The 17,439-nt window shown below is 53.8% G+C and carries 12 protein-coding genes, 1 tRNA gene and 1 pseudogene; 10 read left to right on the top strand and 4 right to left on the bottom strand.

Annotation, left to right across the window (positions count from 1 at the left end; genetic code table 11):
- Positions 1 to 388: 388 nt before the first annotated feature.
- Positions 389 to 823, bottom strand: a pseudogene (locus POG22_RS06085) (Fur family transcriptional regulator); the annotation flags it as partial.
- 285 nt (positions 824 to 1,108) lie between these two features.
- On the opposite strand from POG22_RS06085, the gene POG22_RS06080 reads away from it, so the two are divergent.
- Together POG22_RS06080 and POG22_RS06075 are read left to right on the top strand one after the other, a co-directional pair.
- Positions 1,109 to 1,591: a CRR6 family NdhI maturation factor gene (locus POG22_RS06080; protein ID WP_498904177.1), complete on the top strand. Its 483-nt coding sequence runs from the start codon at positions 1,109 to 1,111 to the stop codon at positions 1,589 to 1,591.
- Between the two features lie 158 nt (positions 1,592 to 1,749).
- Positions 1,750 to 1,823: transfer RNA gene (locus POG22_RS06075), tRNA-Arg, on the top strand.
- Positions 1,824 to 1,880: 57 nt separating this feature from the next.
- On the opposite strand, the gene mnmE is transcribed toward POG22_RS06075, so the two are convergent.
- The gene (mnmE, locus tag POG22_RS06070) at positions 1,881 to 3,257 is read right to left on the bottom strand and encodes a tRNA uridine-5-carboxymethylaminomethyl(34) synthesis GTPase MnmE (protein ID WP_498904175.1); all 1,377 of its coding nucleotides are present in this window, start codon (positions 3,255 to 3,257) and stop codon (positions 1,881 to 1,883) included.
- Positions 3,258 to 3,482: 225 nt separating this feature from the next.
- Between mnmE and POG22_RS06065 the strand changes: the two genes are divergently transcribed.
- The 5 genes from POG22_RS06065 to POG22_RS06045 all read left to right on the top strand — a co-directional run bounded on the left by POG22_RS06065 (position 3,483) and on the right by POG22_RS06045 (position 11,618).
- Positions 3,483 to 4,088 (top strand): DUF2062 domain-containing protein, encoded by a 606-nt coding sequence (locus POG22_RS06065; protein ID WP_498904173.1) that lies wholly within the window; start codon positions 3,483 to 3,485, stop codon positions 4,086 to 4,088.
- A 194-nt stretch (positions 4,089 to 4,282) separates the two neighbouring features.
- Positions 4,283 to 6,502, top strand: a complete 2,220-nt coding sequence (locus tag POG22_RS06060; RefSeq protein WP_063715888.1) for a serine/threonine-protein kinase — start codon at positions 4,283 to 4,285, stop codon at positions 6,500 to 6,502.
- A gap of 190 nt (positions 6,503 to 6,692) precedes the next feature.
- A complete protein-coding gene (gene cphA / locus POG22_RS06055; RefSeq protein WP_498904172.1) occupies positions 6,693 to 9,320 on the top strand; it encodes a cyanophycin synthetase in 2,628 nt (875 codons plus the stop codon).
- Positions 9,321 to 9,763: 443 nt separating this feature from the next.
- Complete coding sequence (locus POG22_RS06050; RefSeq protein WP_074170827.1) at positions 9,764 to 10,501, top strand: class I SAM-dependent methyltransferase; 738 nt, start codon at positions 9,764 to 9,766, stop codon at positions 10,499 to 10,501.
- A 166-nt stretch (positions 10,502 to 10,667) separates the two neighbouring features.
- Positions 10,668 to 11,618, top strand: a complete 951-nt coding sequence (locus POG22_RS06045; RefSeq protein WP_063715886.1) for an N-acetylglucosamine kinase — start codon at positions 10,668 to 10,670, stop codon at positions 11,616 to 11,618.
- 268 nt (positions 11,619 to 11,886) lie between these two features.
- Here POG22_RS06045 and petL read toward each other — a convergent pair whose 3' ends face one another.
- Positions 11,887 to 11,982: a cytochrome b6-f complex subunit PetL gene (gene petL, locus POG22_RS06040; protein WP_017663624.1), complete on the bottom strand. Its 96-nt coding sequence runs from the start codon at positions 11,980 to 11,982 to the stop codon at positions 11,887 to 11,889.
- Positions 11,983 to 12,031: 49 nt separating this feature from the next.
- Between petL and aroB the strand changes: the two genes are divergently transcribed.
- Positions 12,032 to 13,129 (top strand): 3-dehydroquinate synthase, encoded by a 1,098-nt coding sequence (aroB, locus tag POG22_RS06035; protein ID WP_063715885.1) that lies wholly within the window; start codon positions 12,032 to 12,034, stop codon positions 13,127 to 13,129.
- Between the two features lie 127 nt (positions 13,130 to 13,256).
- Positions 13,257 to 14,336 (top strand): ATP-dependent 6-phosphofructokinase, encoded by a 1,080-nt coding sequence (locus POG22_RS06030; RefSeq protein ID WP_498904170.1) that lies wholly within the window; start codon positions 13,257 to 13,259, stop codon positions 14,334 to 14,336.
- Positions 14,337 to 14,355: 19 nt separating this feature from the next.
- On the opposite strand, the gene lepA is transcribed toward POG22_RS06030, so the two are convergent.
- Entirely contained in the window at positions 14,356 to 16,167 is a 1,812-nt protein-coding gene (gene lepA / locus POG22_RS06025) for a translation elongation factor 4 (protein ID WP_063715884.1), read from the bottom strand.
- Between the two features lie 147 nt (positions 16,168 to 16,314).
- Here lepA and POG22_RS06020 point away from each other — a divergent pair, with 147 nt between their 5' ends.
- Entirely contained in the window at positions 16,315 to 17,406 is a 1,092-nt protein-coding gene (locus POG22_RS06020; RefSeq protein ID WP_498904168.1) for a pentapeptide repeat-containing protein, read from the top strand.
- Positions 17,407 to 17,439: the final 33 nt, after the last annotated feature.

Genomic DNA, 17,439 nt, shown 5'->3' with positions numbered 1-17,439 from the left:
GACCGAGACAAGAACGCGGCGAGAAACATAGAAATGGTCGGCATGGGGCATCGGCACGACCTAAAACGGACGGGGAGCGACCGTAAGACTACTTCGGTAGCACGTTGCGTCGAACCGTCAAGAATCACGCCCGGCTTCAGCCCGGTGAGTATGTCAACAATTCTTCTATTGCGTCACGCACCGCCCACACACATCGACCTACAAAAATTCCCGGTTTTGGGGAAAACCGGGGTGTATTTTATCCGAATTTTGCGGGAAATTGACGTTTGCCTTAAGACGCGATCGCCTCTTCGGATAAGTCTTCAGAGAGGGAAACGCGATCGCTCTGGCTGCGATCGGATGTCGTTTCAGGTTGAGTTTCGGTTTTCTCGGTTTCCGATACCCGATCCTGGGATTTATATCCGTAAAAATCGATACGGTAGTCGGTAATTTGGATTCCCGTTTCCGATTCGATTTTGGCAAGCAATTCTGGCGGAAGTTCGACGAATACGTCCACAATTTGTTGCGTATCGAGACAGTTGACGTGGCTGTGAGAGTCGCTGATATTGCCGTACAAGCGACCGTCAGACCGTTCGATACATTCAATAATGCCTTGACTCGATAGCGCCTCTAAATTTTGGTAAACGGAGGTGTAACCGATTTCTTTCCCAGAGCGACTCAGTCGGTCGTAGATGTCCCGCGCGCAGAGGTGATCGGGAACCTCCCACAGTAGTTCTAAGATCGATCGACGCTGGCGGCTCAGTCTCATGCCTAATGCCTGGCATCGTTCGAGCGCGTCTTGTAAGGATCGAATGGGTTTCACAGCGACCGCCTCATGTTTCATCAGTCTGAATGGTTGGCTCTCAACAGTAAAGTTCGTGTGCTTTTATCGTAAGCTGTCAGTCTTCCTTTTCGGTTCGACTTAATTTTAAAGAAGTCCTGACCGAGTTGGAAAATTGTTTTATACAGGGAACGTTCGCATCGCTCTGTTTTCTTTTATTCTATCGTAGAGGTTTGTCAGGCGTCTGCGATCGCGCTGACTGGGTAGCGAAACAGAACTGCGATCGAGTAGGGTATTTAAAAACCCTATCAAAGACCGTTTTCGGAAATTTTCGACCTTCGTGCTGCTATGACCACTGAAATTCACCTCGACGCGACGGCGATCGCAAAATTGGACTTATCTGCGGCGATCGCCGCCATCGAACCGATTGCCAACCGAGAGGCGATCGAACAAGCCGAGCAGTCGTTACGCTTTGCGATCGACTTTCCTCGCGATCCTAGCGATCCCCGCGAACTGTCAGAAATTCCTGAAATTCGCCTGTGGTTCGTACGGCTCGACGCTCGCTATCCCTGGTTGCCAATTTTCCTCGACTGGAAACACGGCGAACTGGCTCGCTACGCCGCGATGCTCGTCCCTCATGAGTTCCACCGCACGGAGGGCGTTCAGTATAACCCGGAAGCTCTAGAAATCTTTTTAATGAACAAAATCTTTACGATCGCCAATTGGCTCTCGCAGCAAGGTCTTCCCAATCGCGCTCGGGTGCAGTCGATGGCGCAAATGCTCGGTTACGAACTCGACAACGGCTTGTTCGATTTGTTATTGGGATCTTGAGGGGAAGACGAGGAGGCTTCAGCAGGACACGGGGAAACAGTTGAGGGTTGCTCCTGTCCGTCTCACTCTCGGGCAGTTTCACACTTTCCTCTTGCTCGGAGAACAGAAAGCATGGTATTATAACTCTGGATTGTGTGAATTTTTAACCCCATTCGGTTGGGTGCGTAACTCAGGTGGATAGAGTAGCTGCCTTCTAAGCAGCGAGTCGTAGGTTCGAGTCCTACCGCACCCGTTGTTTCTCGACCGTCGGTCTTCCGACAGCCCCAACGGAAGCGGTCAACCCTTCAGCTTATTTACCAATACAGAAACGGCTGAAAATGCGATCGAGAACCGATTCAGTAATTTCTTCTCCGGTAATTTCTCCCAACGCCCGAATCGCCCCTCGTAAGTCGATCGTCCAGAAGTCTAGCGGCAGTGACTCGTCGATGGTTTGTCGCACTTGCTGCAACGCCACTTTCGCTCGCGTTAACGCCGCCGCCTGACGTTGGTTGATACTGAAATCGAGATTCGCCGCCTGTAAGCGGTTCGCGTTGACTCGCTCTAAAATGGCGGCTTCTAGAGCTTCGATCCCTTGGTTTTGCGACGCTGCTGTGGCGATCGCCGGTTCGGAAATCGGCAGTTGGGGCAGAGTTTCGACCAAATCCATTTTGTTGGCGATCGCCACCACCGGACGGTGACAGACTTGTTGGTAAATGCGATCGTCGTCTGGAGTCCACCCCGTTGTCGCATCGACGACGAACAACACCAAATCCGCCTGTTGCGCCGCCGTCCGCGATCGCTCGACTCCAATCCGTTCGACGCGATCGACCGTCTCGCGAATTCCCGCCGTATCCAACACCTGTACGGGAATTCCGCCGACTACCAGTTGCGATTCCACCACGTCTCGCGTCGTCCCCGGTAAATCCGTCACGATGGCGCGATCGCTGCGACTCCAAGCATTGAGCAAGCTCGATTTTCCCACGTTGGGACGGCCGACGATCGCCACCTTCAACCCCGTCCTCAACAGTTCCCCCTGACTCGCCGTCGCCTCGATGCGATCGATCTCGGCCAAAACGCGATCGATCTCTGTCGCGATCGCCCCTTCGTCCAACGGCGGTAAATCCTCCTCGAAATCCACCCTCGCTTCAATTTCCGCCAAACTATCCAAACACCGATCTCGCAACTGGCGAATCGGCGCTGCCAACCGTCCTTGCAACCCCGCCAACGCCGACTGCGCCGCCGCCTCAGACTTCGCCCCCACCAAATCCGCCACGCTTTCAGCTTGCGTCAGATCGATGCGTCCGTTGAGAAACGCCCGCAACGTAAACTCTCCCGGTTGCGCCAATCTCGCCCCGTTTTCCAAACACAACTGCAACACCCGTTGCACCGCCATAATCCCACCGTGACAGTGAAATTCCACCACGTCCTCGCGCGTAAACGACCGAGGCGCTAACATAAGGAGCAACAGGGCCTCATCTACCAGCGTCTGAGTCTGGGGATGGCGTACCGTTCCGTACAAAATGCGGTGACTTTCCCAAACTTGTCGCCCCGGAGCGCGAAACAGTTGCTTGGCTAACGATAGCGCCTCCGTCCCAGACACGCGCACGATGCCGACGCTCCCCTGTTGGGGAACCACAGCCGTCGCGATGGCGGCGATCGTGTCGCCTCGTGCAAACAGTTCGGACATCAACGTCGATAATTAAAAATTGACAACACCAACCTTTTACAGTGAGCAGTGAACAGTGAACAGTGAACAGTGTTTCAGTCACCAGTCACCAGTCACCAGTCACCAGTGAAGACAGCAAACAGATAACTGTTTCTCCCCCTCTCCCTTGCTCCCCCTCTCCCCTTCTCCCCCTCTCCCTTTCTCCCCGGCTCCCTTGCCCTGATAACGAACCTTTAACTTCGCCCAATGATACGACCGAACGCACTCCTATCTCAACTTTTCAAGTGGTTCGCTCGCCTCGGACAACGCAGTTGGCGAATGCTGCGCTATTATTACAGGCGCTTAGTTCGCTTGCAAGATCCGCCGGAATACCTCGCTCGCGGTGTGGCAGCGGGGGTCTTCGCCGGATGTTTTCCCCTGTTTGGCGTACAAACCCTCGTTGGCGTTCTGTTGGCGGTGTTGGTTCGCGGACACAAACTCTGTGCGGCGGCCGGAACTTGGATTAGCAATCCCCTGACATACCTGCCGATTTATTGGATTAACTTTGAGATCGGACGGTTTCTGTTGGGATCGAGTCGTGACGCCACTCTGACACAGTGGGATTCGCTCGACGGACTGCTTTCAGAAACTGGAGAAGTCGTGGCAGATTTGTTTGTCGGCAGTATTGTGGTGGGAGCGGTCGCCAGTGTCGCCAGTTATACCTTGACGCTGCGGGTGGTTCGCCTGTGGCGAAAGCGGCGACGAGAGCGACAATTGCGGAAAGCTGCTGCGTACGACCTATCTAACGGGTCGAAAATCGTGCAATATAATCGGGAAAGAAACGGGGGGTTGGAGTCGCGATCGACGAGTTGACGATCGCCGATCGCAGGCGAGTTCGCACAGTCGCTCGAGGGATCTCGAACGATTAGATCGATCGTCAGAAAAAGGTCGGACGCCACCAAAGTACTCCGAATTCAAAGGAGGTGCGATCGCGCTGCGTGTTGGCGTGCCGCACGCTCGCCACTTCAGGGATTGCATTTTGTGGTTATATCGTCCCAAGGGAAGTCATGCGCTCGATCGGTCAACTTCTAGACAGACGCTATCGCATTATTAAAGTTTTGGGGTCGGGAGCCTTCGGACAGACGTTTTTGTCCGCCGATATCCGCCGGCCGGGATTGCCGAAATGCGTGGTCAAACAACTGTCTCCCATTAAAGGTGGCGTCGAATCGGTACAAACGGCGAAGCGACTGTTCGAGCAGGAAGCCGAAACTCTCGAAAGTTTGGGCAGTCACGATCGCATTCCCCGACTTTTGGCCTATTTCGAGGAAGACGATCGCCTGTACTTGGTCAAAGAATACATCGACGGCCATCCGCTGACTGAAGAGATTTTACCGGGTCAGCCCGTCTCGGAAGAGGCCGTCGTGAAAATTCTGCGCGATGTATTGTCGATCCTTCAGTTCGTTCACCAAAGCGAAGTCATTCACCGCGATATCAAACCCGACAATTTGATCCGTCGCAGCCGCGATAACGAGCTAATTTTAATCGATTTCGGCTCGGTGAAAGCTCTCAGCCAACAACTGGCTCAAGACGATAACCTCCGAACGATCGCGGCGGGAACCCCGGTGTATATGCCTATCGAGCAGTTTCAGGGCAACCCGCAGTACAACAGCGATATTTATGCTTTGGGAACGATCGCCATTCAAGCGTTGACGGGAATTTCGGCGAACAACTTGCCCAAGTTACAAGACGATTCGGGACAGATGAACTGGCGCAAGCGAACTCAGGTATCGGAGGATCTGGCCGCCGTCATCGACAAAATGGTGGAGTATTCCTCAGCCAAACGCTATCAGTCCGTCGATGAAGTGTTAGAAGACTTAGAGCCGATCGTAGACCGTTTCGAGCGTGAAGAGGGGGACACGGAGAAAGCCGACGCGTCCGACGAACGCGACTCGAAAAGCAGTCAGAGAACCCAAGGTGAGGGGGGCGCGATCGCTTGGTTGAGGCGACCCTGGGGATGGCGAGGTAAGCTGGTAGCTCTCTATTTGGTGGTGATGGCGATCGCGGGGGGAGCCATGTGGCTGTGGCTGCGGCCGAGTCAGAGTCTCTCTCGGGAGTTTTACCGTCGCGGCCTCGCCAAAATTGAAAGCGGCGATCGCGTGGGAGCGTTAGCCGAATTCGATCGCGCGATTGCTAAAAATCCTGCCAATGCCGATGCGTACTACAAGCGGGGCAACCTCCGTTACGATCTCGGCGAGTACGATGCCGCGATCGCCGACTACACACAAGCGATCCAGCACGATGCCGACAACGTAGACGCGTACTACAATCGCGGTTTGGCATATATGGACTCGGGACAGCTCGACGCCGCGATCGAAGACTTTTCGAGCGTGTTACAACAGTCGCCCAACGATGCCGATGCGTACTACAATCGCGGTTTGGTTTCCTACAAATTGGGGGATTATCAATCGGCAATTCAGGACTACACTCAGGCAATTTTAAACAATCCTAACTCCCCTTATCCCTATCTCAATCGAGGCTTAGCCTATTCTGCGGCGGGGAACAAACAGGCAGCTATGGCAGACTTTACCCAAGCGATTCGCGTCGATCCCGAAAACGCCGAGGCGTACTACAGCCGAGGACGGGCGCGATTTGCTTTGGGGGATTACGAAGGGGCGATGCAAGATTACAATCAGGTTCTCGCCCTCGAACCCGATAACGTTGAAGCTTTAATCAATCGCTGTAGCGTTCAGTTGAATTTATTTCAGTACGAAGCGGCGGTGGCTGACTGTACCCGAGCGATCGAGTTCGATCCCGACGATTGGGCGGCGTACAACAACCGCTGCGTGGCGAATTTCAACCTGAAACAGTATCAAAACGCCATCGATGACTGTACGCGCACCCTCGAACTCAATGCCAACAACGCCAAAGCCTACAGTAATCGGGGGTTATCGAAAGCCGCGATCGGCGATCGCGCGGGGGCGGTCGAAGATTACACGCAGGCGATCGCCCTGAGTCCCGACAACCCGGTTGCCTATAGCAATCGCGGTTCGGTGTACGCGCAAATGGAAGAATATGGAAAGGCGATCGAAGACCACACCCAAGCCATTCGCCTCAATGCCAATTTTGCCAGCGCCTACTTCAACCGCGCCAGCGTTCGCGAGCAACTCAACGACGTAAAAGGAGCCGTAGCCGACTATCAACGGGCAGCACAATCCTGCCTCGATCGCGGCTTAGTCGATTGCTATAATGCCGCCCAGAACGAAATTCAGCGTTTGTCGGGAGAATAGAGCAGGGGAGAAACGGTCGACTATCAACTGTCGATCGTTCGCTTTTCCTCGACTAAGCCCCATCTCCACATCAATTCTCTCGAAAGACTGTTCGCCACGAACAGTTTGCAGGCGATCGAGAGATCGAAACTAAACTATATTATTCACGTATAGCTTCCGTCGGCTCCGGCTAGATTCTCTGGTTATCCCTATGAAGATCCTGAAAATCCTCACCTTACGCGGCCCGAATTACTGGAGTATTCGCCGTAATAAGTTAATTGTCGTGCGACTCGACCTCGAGGATTTGGCAGAGCGAACGACCGATACGATTTCTGGATTTTACGAGGCGCTCGTCGAAACGCTACCGAGCATCGAAGAACATTTCTGTTCTCCCGGCCATCACGGAGGCTTTCTCAAACGAGTCAAAGACGGAACGCTCCTCAGCCACGTAGTCGAACACGTCGCCTTAGAACTGCAAACTTTAGCCGGAATGGAAGTCGGCTTCGGTCGGGCGAGATCGACAGCGACGCCAGGAGTGTACAACGTGGTGTTCGCCTACAAAGACGAACGGGCCGGACGCTACGCAGCTCGGGCAGCCGTGCGCCTCTGTAGCAGTATCGCCGATACAGGACGCTATCCTCAAGCGGAACTGGAACAAGATTTAAGCGATTTACGAGAAATTTGGGAAGATGCCGCCCTCGGTCCGAGTACGGAAGCCCTCGTCAAAGAAGCCGAAGCTCGCCGCATTCCTTGGACGCAGTTGAGCGCCCGCGCAATGATTCGCTTTGGAACGGGCATCCATCAACAACGGGTTCAAGCGACGCTCACCGATGGAAGCGGCATTTTGGGAGTAGAACTGGCCTGCGATAAGGAGGGGACGAAAACCATTCTCGCCGATGCGGGCATTCCCGTTCCCCGAGGAACGGTGATTCACTATCTCGACGAACTCGGGGACGCCATCGAAGATGTTGGCGGCTATCCAGTGGTCATCAAACCGCTCGACGGCAACCACGGCCGGGGAATTACGATTAACGTGCGATCGTGGACTGAAGCCGAAGACGCCTACGACGCCGCCAGTGCCGAATCGAAAACGCGATCGGTCATCGTCGAACGGTATTACGAAGGACGCGACCATCGGGTGTTAGTCGTCGACGGAAAAGTCGTCGCCGTAGCCGAACGAGTTCCAGCCCACGTCGTCGGCGACGGAAAATCCACCATCACCGAGTTAGTGGAGGAAACCAACCGCGACCCGAGACGGGGAGACGGTCACGATAACGTGTTGACCCGGTTGAAGCTCGATCGCATTAGCTTGCAGTGGCTGGACAAACAAGGGTACGACGCCGATAGCATTCCCGAGAGAGGAGAAACCTGCTATTTGCGGGCGACGGCGAACTTGAGTACGGGAGGAATCGCCATCGATCGCACCGACGAAATTCACCCAGAAAACCGCTGGTTAGCCCAGCGCGTCTCTAAAATCGTCGGCTTGGACATCATCGGCTTGGATATCGTCACCCGCGATATCTCGAAACCCTTACGAGACACAGACGGCGTCATCGTAGAAGTCAATGCCGCACCGGGATTCCGAATGCACGTCAGTCCCAGTGAAGGGAAGCCCCGCAACGTGGCCGCCCCCGTGTTGGAAATGTTATTTCCCCCCGGAACGCCCCACAGCGTCCCCATTATTGCGGTGACGGGAACCAACGGGAAAACCACCACGACGCGCCTCATCGCCCATATTTGCAAGCAAACTGGAAAAACCATCGGGTATACCACCACTGACGGCACCTATATCGGCAACTATTTAGCTGAAGCTGGGGACAACACGGGGCCGCAAAGTGCCAATTTGATTCTCGGCGACCCGACGGTAGAAATGGCGGTGCTGGAAACAGCCCGAGGTGGGATTCTACGAGCGGGTTTGGCGTTTGAAGAGTCCGACGTGGGGGTGGTGTTGAACGTGGCCGCCGACCACTTGGGAATTGGCGATATCGACACCATCGAACAGATGGCCAGTTTGAAAGCGGTAGTGGCCGAGGCGGTGAAACCCGACGGTTACGCGGTTCTCAACGCCGACGATTTCCGGGTGGCGGAGATGGCGAAAAACATCAAATCCAACATCATGTATTTTTCGATGAACCCGGACAGCGAAATCGTCGCCGAACACACGCAAAAGGGCGGAAAAGCGGCAGTCTATCAAGACGGGTTTTTGACGGTGTGGGACGGAAGCGAAAAAATTCGCGTGGCCAAAGCCGAAGAGGTTCCGCTGACGCTGAAGGGAATGGCACCGTTTGCGATCGCCAACGCTTTAGCCGCCTGTGCGGCCGCTTACGCCCAAGGGGTGGAGTTAGAGGCGATTCGCGCCGGATTGGCCACGTTTAAGCCTTCGGTGGGTCAAACGCCGGGACGGATGAATTTGTTCGACATGGGCGACTATCACGCCTTAGTCGATTACGCCCACAACGCGGCGAGTTACGAAGCCTTGGGCGGTTTCGTCCGCAACTGGCCGGGGAAACGCATCGGCGTCGTCGGCGGACCGGGAGACCGTCGGGACGAGGATTTTCTAGAGTTGGGTCGGCTGTCGGCGAAAATCTTCGATTCGATTATCGTCAAGGAAGACGACGATACGCGGGGACGGCCTCGCGGCGAAGCGGCGGATTTAATTTGTCGCGGAATCGAGGAAATCGACCCGGATTGTCGGTACGAGTCGATTCTCAGCGAGGAGAAAGCAATTAACGTGGCGTTGGACGAAGCCCCCCGAGACAGTTTGGTGGTGATTTTACCCGAAAGCGTGAAACGGGCAATTCGGGCGATCGAAGCGCGAAATCCCGTCAAAGACAGTTAGGTGAAGGAATGAGGCTCAGTGGTGCAGAAAACTTTTCGAGATCGGGAATTGACAAAAAACATAAAATTTGAATTGGGACTCAAGCCAGATCCCCGGCAGCCATTTACCGATCTGGGATTTTGCGGCCAACCCTTTAATACGGCGATATCTTTTCTAACAAGGGTTTCAAGACTTTTCTGCACCATTAGGGGGATGAAGAAAAACTGTGACTGGTTCTCACTTTTCTCTCTTAACGGTCAAAGCTCCCCTGCTTCTCTCGCGAGAGCATATAGCAGTCCCAAATGAGTCGTCAAAAATTGAAACACCAGAAAAAATCCGATTCCCAGATCCGCTGTTCCCGATTCCCTTTTTGTCCCGATTGTGTTACACAACCGATCTAGGGTTTCTATACATACTTCAACACTCGTACAGAAAAATGTCCAAATGTTTGGAGCATAAGAGTTATGAGCAAGAATTCTTGGCAGTCATCCCTTAAAGATTACGAAAAATTTGTCGTCGATCGAAAGTACGACTCTGAATATTTAAGAAGAGTTGGATTACACAGTAATTTATTAGATATTATCAACCGATATCCAAAAGGTCGTCTTCTAGATGTTGGGTGCGGTGATGGATGGATGTTTAGGTATGTTAAAGGTTTTGAATATCACTCGTGCGATGTAACAGAACCCGCCGATCGAAAATTCATAGAAGAAGGAAGATTTAGCCTTCAAGACATCAGAAAATTAAGTTATGAATCCGACAGTTTTGATATTGTCGTTGCTAGTTTAGTTCTGATATGGTTTTCTGAAATCGAACTTGCAGTTAAAGAGTTATGTAGAGTGACCGATCGCTCGAACGGTTCGATAATTGTGGCTTTAGTAAATCCGTACTTTTACAGAACTGGTTATGTAGATACAGACAGTCATTTCAAGATTACGGCAGACTTATCAAAAGACTTCATCATTAAAGACCACAAAATTTCCGGTCTTGTGGGGCCGTTTAGCTACTATTACAGACCTCCGTACAAATACATCAACTTATTTCTGAAAAATGGCGTACATCTTAAAAATATATTTGATTGGTTTATAGATATCGATGATTATAATTCAGAAGTATCAAATCGAGAAAATTCAAAAATACGAAGGACTGGCAAGGTTCCCTTATTCACATTTATGGAATTTAGCTATAGCAGTCCCAAATGAGTCGTCAAAAATTAAAACACCAGAAAAAATCCGATTCCCTGTTCCCTTATAGAAAAAGCGAAATCGCGTGCAAACACTTTAAAGCTGGAAGCCTACGCCGTACCCGATAGGGTCGGCATTGGATAGTTCACAGAAATCATTGTTGAATATCGTTATTTTGCGTGCAATGCAAGCAGTTTTAGGAGTGGACGGGGGCGGTACGAAGACCGTTTGTCTGTTGACCGATACGACGGGAAAAATTCTCGGACGGGGCGAAGCCGGGGCATCGAACTATCAAAGCGTTGGGGGCGAGGCGGCGTATCGATCGCTCCTCAATGCAATCCGAGAGGCGATCGCCGGACAAGAGGTAACGGTACGGGGAATCGCCCTCGGTTTGGCGGGAATCGGACGACCGGAAGACGAAGCCATCGTTCGAGATTGGGTAGAACTGCTGCAAGACGACGATCGCCTCTCGCTTCAGTGGTCGTTACCTCCGAAGGGCGTTTGCGTCTGTCACGATTGCGCGATCGCTTTGGCTGGGGGATTGGGGCGCGAAGTGGGAGTCGCTACCATCGCCGGAACGGGTTCGATCGTCTACGGTCGCAACCGTCTTGGACACACGGCGAGATCGGGGGGATGGGGCTATCTCCTCGGCGACGAGGGGAGCGGTTACGATATCGCCCGACAGGGGTTACAAGCGATCGCACGGGCGTTCGACGGACGATCGCAACCCACAGCCCTATCGGACGCCTTTCGATCGCATTTGGGATTGCAAGATTTGCGCGACCTCGTGGAACGGGTTTATCGACGAGGGTGGACGGCTAAAGATATCGCCGCCTTAGCCCCCGTGGTGGATAAAGTCGCGTCCCAAGGCGATCGCGTCGCGGAGGCGATCGTCGATCGCGCGGCGTCGGAGTTAGCTTTGGCGACGAAAACTGTCGCGGGACAGCTATTCGACCCCCTCGAACCCTTTGAAATCGTGACGGTGGGCGGTTTGTGGCACGGAACCTCGACGTTACGCCAACAGTTCGCCCAACAGGTTACGACAGAGCTTCCCGCCTCAGCGGTCGTCTGGCCGCGCCACGAACCCGCTTACGGAGCAGCTTTAACGGTTCTTCGGGTGTTGGGAAAACGGTGAGATTCGTAACGAAGGATTTATTACCACAAATAGAGTGTTTCGGGATGTTTTTTAATATAAATTAACTAAAATTGCGATCGCTGCAAACCAAACCGAAAACTTCGACCTCGAAACGCGATCGACGCGGGAACTCGCAGAAGGCTCGAACCATCCGGTATTATCGAAAATGCTCGAGCGCTGGAGTCCGTGCAGAAAATTTCGGCAGGCAAAGGTGCAGACGCGATCGCAGTGTCGATCGCGTCTGTATCAAAGCGAAAACGCGGCCGGTCTAGATCAATTTAACAGCACGCAATCCGAGCAGCAGCACGACGGCCAGACCGAACGCACCGCCGAGCATGAACAGATACGCCAGAACACCAGACATTTGGCTATCTCCTTTATTTCTCTCAATACCGATCGAACTTCATTAAACCATGACGCAGCCCGTTATTCGTGTGAACTTGCCGCAAGACCCTTACGAAATCGCAATCGCTTCCGACGGACTCGATCGCCTTGGAAGTTGGATGAAATCCCTCGACCTCGGTAAAAAAGCGATGCTAGTGTCGAACCCGACCGTGTTCGATCGTTACGGAAAACGGGCGATCGCGGCTTTAGAAGCAGCGGGATTCGAGGCGTCTCACTATCTGTTCCCCGACGGCGAGGAATACAAAACCTTCGATTCAGTTCGGGGATTTTACGATGCGGCCTTAAACGAAAAACTCGAACGGTCTTCGACCGTCGTTGCGCTCGGAGGGGGTGTCGTCGGGGATATGACCGGCTTTGCGGCGGCGACGTGGCTGCGAGGCATTCACTTCGTACAGGTTCCCACCTCGTTACTGGCGATGGTGGACGCTTCCATCGGCGGTAAAACCGGCGTCAACCACCCCCAAGGAAAAAACCTCATCGGGGCGTTCTATCAGCCTCGCCTGGTATTAATCGACCCGAACGTTTTGAAAACCCTTCCCGATCGGGAATTTCGCGCGGGAATGGCAGAAGTCATCAAATACGGCGTCATTTGGGACGCAGAGCTGTTCGGACAGTTAGAATCGGCAGCAAAGCTCGATCGCCTCGACCAGTTATCGCCCGAGCTGCTACAAGAGATTTTAGTGCGATCGTGTCAGGCCAAAGCCGACGTGGTCAGTCGAGACGAAAAAGAAGCGGGACTGCGGGCAATTCTCAACTACGGCCATACGATCGGTCACGCCGTCGAAAGCTTGACGGGATACACCGAACTGTTACACGGCGAAGCGGTCGGAATCGGTATGGTGGCCGCCAGTCGTCTCGCCGTCGCGATGGACTTGTGGGATCGCCGTTGCGACGATCGCCAGTTGGCGTTAATCGAGAAAGCCGGACTTCCGACCCGAATTCCCCAAGGTGTGGATTTCGACGCCATCGTTGCGAAATTACAGACCGATAAAAAAGTCAAAGACGGTCGAGTTCGCTTCGTCTTGCCAACCGAGATCGGACGAGCGACGATTAGCGATCTCGTCACAGAAGATCTCGTGCGATCGGCACTAGAAACCATGTGTTAACAGCAGTTAACCTGTCCTGTCAGCAAACGATCGCAATAACGATCCTAAAGTTTCCCAAAAGTTTTCCAGTGAATAGAAAGTCTGTGCTTCATACTCAAATCGTTCTGTGTTCGAGCGAGACTTCACCGTGGGACAATGCAAACGGATCGGAATTCTCACCAGTGGCGGCGACTGTGCCGGACTCAACGCCGCCATTCGCGCCGTCGTGCGCTGCGCCAGAACCTATGACTGGGAGGTGTGGGGAATCTCCCAAGCGACCCAAGGGCTGATGGAACGACCGCCGAAAGCCCTACTCCTAAGTATCGACGATGTCGATCGCACCCTGACGATGGGCGGAACGATCCTCGGGACGACCAACAAAGGCGATCCGTTTGCCTTTAAAATGCCCGACGGTCGCGTTTGCGATCGCTCCCAAGATATCATCAACGGCTACCACCAACTCGGACTCGACGCCCTCATCGGGATCGGCGGCGACGGTAGCCTCGCCATTCTCCATCGCATTGCTACCGAGGGCAACATTCCCTTTATCGGGATTCCCAAAACTATCGATAACGACGTGGGCATTACCGAACGGTCGATCGGTTTCGACACCGCCGTCAACATTGCCACAGAAGCCCTCGATCGCCTTCACTTTACCGCCGCCAGCCACAACCGCGTCATGGTGTTGGAAGTCATGGGGCGGGACGCCGGACACATCGCCCTCAACGCCGGGATCGCAGGGGGCGCTCACGTTATCGTCATTCCCGAAATTTCCTACAGGTTACAAAACATCTGTAAGACCATTCAAGGTCGCCAGCAACGAGGACAACACTATTCGATCGTCATCGTATCTGAAGCCGTTTGTACGGAGAACGGCGAACACATTACCAAAATGCAGCAGTTTGGCGAATGTCGCCTCGGCGGTATCGGCCAGTACCTCGCCGATAAAATTGGAGACTGTACGGGGGCTGAAACCCGCGTAACGGTTTTGGGACACACCCAACGGGGCGGAATTTCATCTCCGCTCGATCGCCTGTTGGCCTCCTCGTTCGGCGTCGCCGCCGTCGAAGCGATCGCCCGAGGAGAGTTCGATCGCATGGTGACGTGGCAGCATCGCGAGGTCATCACCGTTCCCATCGAAGAAGCGATAAAAACCTACTGCGCCGTCGATCCCAACGATACCCTCGTTAAAACCGCTCGCGGGTTGGGCATCTGTTTGGGAGATTGACCGCCTCAGTCGATTTTCCCTACTCCTGCTCGAGTTTCAACATGGCCATAAACGCCTCTTGCGGTACGTCTACCGTACCGATGGCTTTCATGCGTTTCTTCCCTTTAGCTTGTTTCTTCAACAGTTTCTTCTTCCGAGAAATATCGCCGCCGTAACACTTGGCCAAAACGTCCTTTCGCAACGCCGGAATGTGTTCGCTAGCAATAATCCGACTGCCGATCGCCGCTTGCAACGGCACCTTAAACTGATGGCGGGGAATCAATTCCTTGAGTTTTTCGACTAACGCCCGTCCTACTGGATAGGCTTTATCGCGGTGAACGATCGCCGCCAGCGCATCCACGGGGTCGCCGTTAACCATCACGTCGAGACGAACCAAATCGTTGGGACGATAGCCGATGAGCTGGTATTCCATACTGGCATAGCCGCGCGATCGCGACTTAATGCGATCGAAGAAGTCCGTCACCACCTCCGCCAACGGTAACTCGTACACCAGCGTCGTTCGCGTCGGCGTCAGATACTTCATATCCGTAAACTCGCCTCGCCGGGACTGGCACAACTCCATCAGCGTTCCCACGTATTCTTCCGGCGTAATCAACTCGATCCGCACGTAGGGTTCCTCGATTTTTTCCCGCTGCACGGGATCGGGCATCAAACTGGGGTTGTCCACCTGAATCTCTTCCCCGTCCGTCTTCGTCACCCGATAGACCACCGAGGGGGACGTAGTAATTAAATCTAAATCGTACTCCCGTTCGAGCCGTTCCTGCACGATTTCCATGTGCAACAGCCCCAAGAAACCGCAGCGGAAGCCGAATCCCATCGCACTAGAGGTTTCCGGTTCGTAATTGAGGGCGGCGTCGTTGAGTTTCAGCTTTTCCAGGGCTTCCCGCAAATCCTCAAATTGGTCGGCGTCCGTGGGGAACAAACCACAAAACACCATCGGTTTGGCTTCCGTGTAACCGGGAAGGGGGGCTTCAGCGGGGGTTTTAGCCAGGGTGATGGTGTCCCCCACACGGGCGTCTTCAACGGCTTTAATCGCGGCGGCCAGATAGCCCACTTCTCCAGCGTGGAGGTCTTCGACGGGTTGTTGTGTCGGAGCGAGAATGCCGATTTCGTCGAGGTCGTATTCCTTTTTCGAGGCCATCAAGCGGATGCGATCGCCCTGTTTCAAGGTTCCGTCCATGACCCGGAAATAGACGATGACGCCGCGATAGGGGTCGTAATAACTATCGAAAATCAACGCCCGCAGCGGTTCTTTAACCGTGTCTTGCGGTGGCGGAACCAGATGCACCAGGGATTCGAGGATTTCGGGAATGCCGATACCTTGTTTGGCCGAGGCGTGAATGGCTTGAGAACAGTCGAGTCCGATAACTTCCTCGATTTCTTCCTTAACCCGTTCCGGTTCTGCCCCCGGAAGGTCGATTTTGTTGAGAACCGGGATAATTTCGAGGTCGTGTTCGAGAGCTAAATAGACGTTGGCCAGGGTTTGGGCTTCCACCCCTTGGGAAGCGTCTACTACCAACAACGCCCCTTCGCAAGCGGCTAGCGATCGCGACACCTCGTAAGTAAAGTCTACGTGACCCGGCGTATCGATCAAATTAAGGACGTAGTGCTGGCCGTCTCGGGCTTTGTAGTCCATACGAGCGGCTTGCAACTTGATCGTAATACCCCGTTCCCGTTCCAAATCCATGTTGTCGAGGAACTGGTCTTTCATTTTGCGCTGTTCGACCGTTCCAGTGTGCATGAGCAGGCGATCGGCAAGGGTCGATTTGCCGTGGTCGATGTGCGCGATAATCGAGAAATTGCGAATGTGGGAAACGGGTACGTCGGTCATACAATCGAAGGGTAAGAGCAAAAGCGATCGGCGATCGATCGAAAATCAAGGCGACTTCACATATTGTAAGGCTTCTCCGAGCGACTCGACGACGGGAGGATAATGAGATGATGGAGTGGTGAGATTACAAGATACGTCGAACTGATTATGAAGCCACCCGAGGAAGGAATTCGATCGCCCGAGGAACTGCTACGACGGTACGCCGCCGGAGAACGCGAGTTCGAGCAGGTTCGCTTGAGCGAAGCGGACTTACATAACGCCATTTTGCACGGGATCGACCTCAGCGAAGCCATTCTCAACGACGCGAACCTGAGTCGTGCGGACTTGCGCGGGGCAGATTTCAGTTGGGCCGATCTCAGCGGTGCCAATTTGTGCGGAGCGGACTTGCGCGGGGCAATTTTCACCCGTGCGGATTTAACTGACGCCAATCTCACCCACGCCAACTTACTCAAAGCCGATTTAAGTTTGGCCGATCTAGAAAACGCCGATCTCAGCGAGGCGATTCTTCCCGACGGAACGTTACAAGGGGCATCTCCGCAACCCGAAACGATTCCGACGCCGACAGCCCAAGAGTCGGCCCCGACAAAGTTCAAACTGTATTACCATCCGATTTCAGCCAACGCCCGCCGGGTGTGGATCGCGTTGTTTGAAAAGGGGGTTTCGTTCGAGTTATCGCGGTTAGAACTCAATGGGGATCAATTGCAGCCCGAGTTCGTGGCGTTAAATCCGTTCCATCACGTTCCCGTATTGGAAGATGGCGATTTCGTGGTGGTGGAATCTCTGGCAATTTTGGATTACCTCGAGGCGAAAGTTCCCGAACCGCCGTTAATGCCAATGGAACCGAAAGCCTTGGCGATCGCCCGAATGGTAGAGTGTGTCACCACCAACGAACTGTTGCCCAAAATGAACCTGCTAATTCGTCACGGGATGGGATTTAGCACCGTGGACGAGACGGCACTTGAAAAAGCCCACAAAGAGATTCACACAGTTCTAGACTTTTTCGAGGATAAACTCGGCGACGCCCCCTATTTCGGCGGCAAAACCCTCTCGCTGGCAGATATCGTCAGCGGAACCCTGGTGTTGTGGTTGCCCCAGTTCGGGGTTTCCCTGGAGGCTCACCCTCGCGTCAACGCCTGGAACGATCGCCTCAGCCAGCGGGACAGTTGGCAGCAAACGCAACCGACTCCCGCCGAAGTCGAGGCGTTTAAATCCAAAATGCAAGCCTTGATGGAGCAGTGATGGAGCGTTCCCGCGACCCCAACGGTTGGGGTC

This window comes from Geitlerinema sp. CS-897 (assembly GCF_028368005.1).
GTDB lineage: Bacteria > Cyanobacteriota > Cyanobacteriia > Cyanobacteriales > Geitlerinemataceae > Baaleninema > Baaleninema simplex.
The sequence above is the reverse complement of the archived record's forward strand: the minus strand, read 5'-3'. Positions and strand labels throughout refer to the sequence as shown.

Bases quoted from the DNA above. Each gene is read 5' to 3' on its own strand.
- POG22_RS06080 (WP_498904177.1), top strand. From the start codon at position 1,109: ATGACCACTGAAATTCACCTCGACGCGACGGCGATCGCAAAATTGGAC.
- mnmE (WP_498904175.1), bottom strand. From the start codon at position 3,257: ATGTCCGAACTGTTTGCACGAGGCGACACGATCGCCGCCATCGCGACG.
- POG22_RS06065 (WP_498904173.1), top strand. From the start codon at position 3,483: ATGATACGACCGAACGCACTCCTATCTCAACTTTTCAAGTGGTTCGCT.
- POG22_RS06060 (WP_063715888.1), top strand. From the start codon at position 4,283: ATGCGCTCGATCGGTCAACTTCTAGACAGACGCTATCGCATTATTAAA.
- cphA (WP_498904172.1), top strand. From the start codon at position 6,693: ATGAAGATCCTGAAAATCCTCACCTTACGCGGCCCGAATTACTGGAGT.
- POG22_RS06050 (WP_074170827.1), top strand. From the start codon at position 9,764: ATGAGCAAGAATTCTTGGCAGTCATCCCTTAAAGATTACGAAAAATTT.
- POG22_RS06045 (WP_063715886.1), top strand. From the start codon at position 10,668: ATGCAAGCAGTTTTAGGAGTGGACGGGGGCGGTACGAAGACCGTTTGT.
- petL (WP_017663624.1), bottom strand. From the start codon at position 11,982: ATGTCTGGTGTTCTGGCGTATCTGTTCATGCTCGGCGGTGCGTTCGGT.
- aroB (WP_063715885.1), top strand. From the start codon at position 12,032: ATGACGCAGCCCGTTATTCGTGTGAACTTGCCGCAAGACCCTTACGAA.
- lepA (WP_063715884.1), bottom strand. From the start codon at position 16,167: ATGACCGACGTACCCGTTTCCCACATTCGCAATTTCTCGATTATCGCG.
- POG22_RS06020 (WP_498904168.1), top strand. From the start codon at position 16,315: ATGAAGCCACCCGAGGAAGGAATTCGATCGCCCGAGGAACTGCTACGA.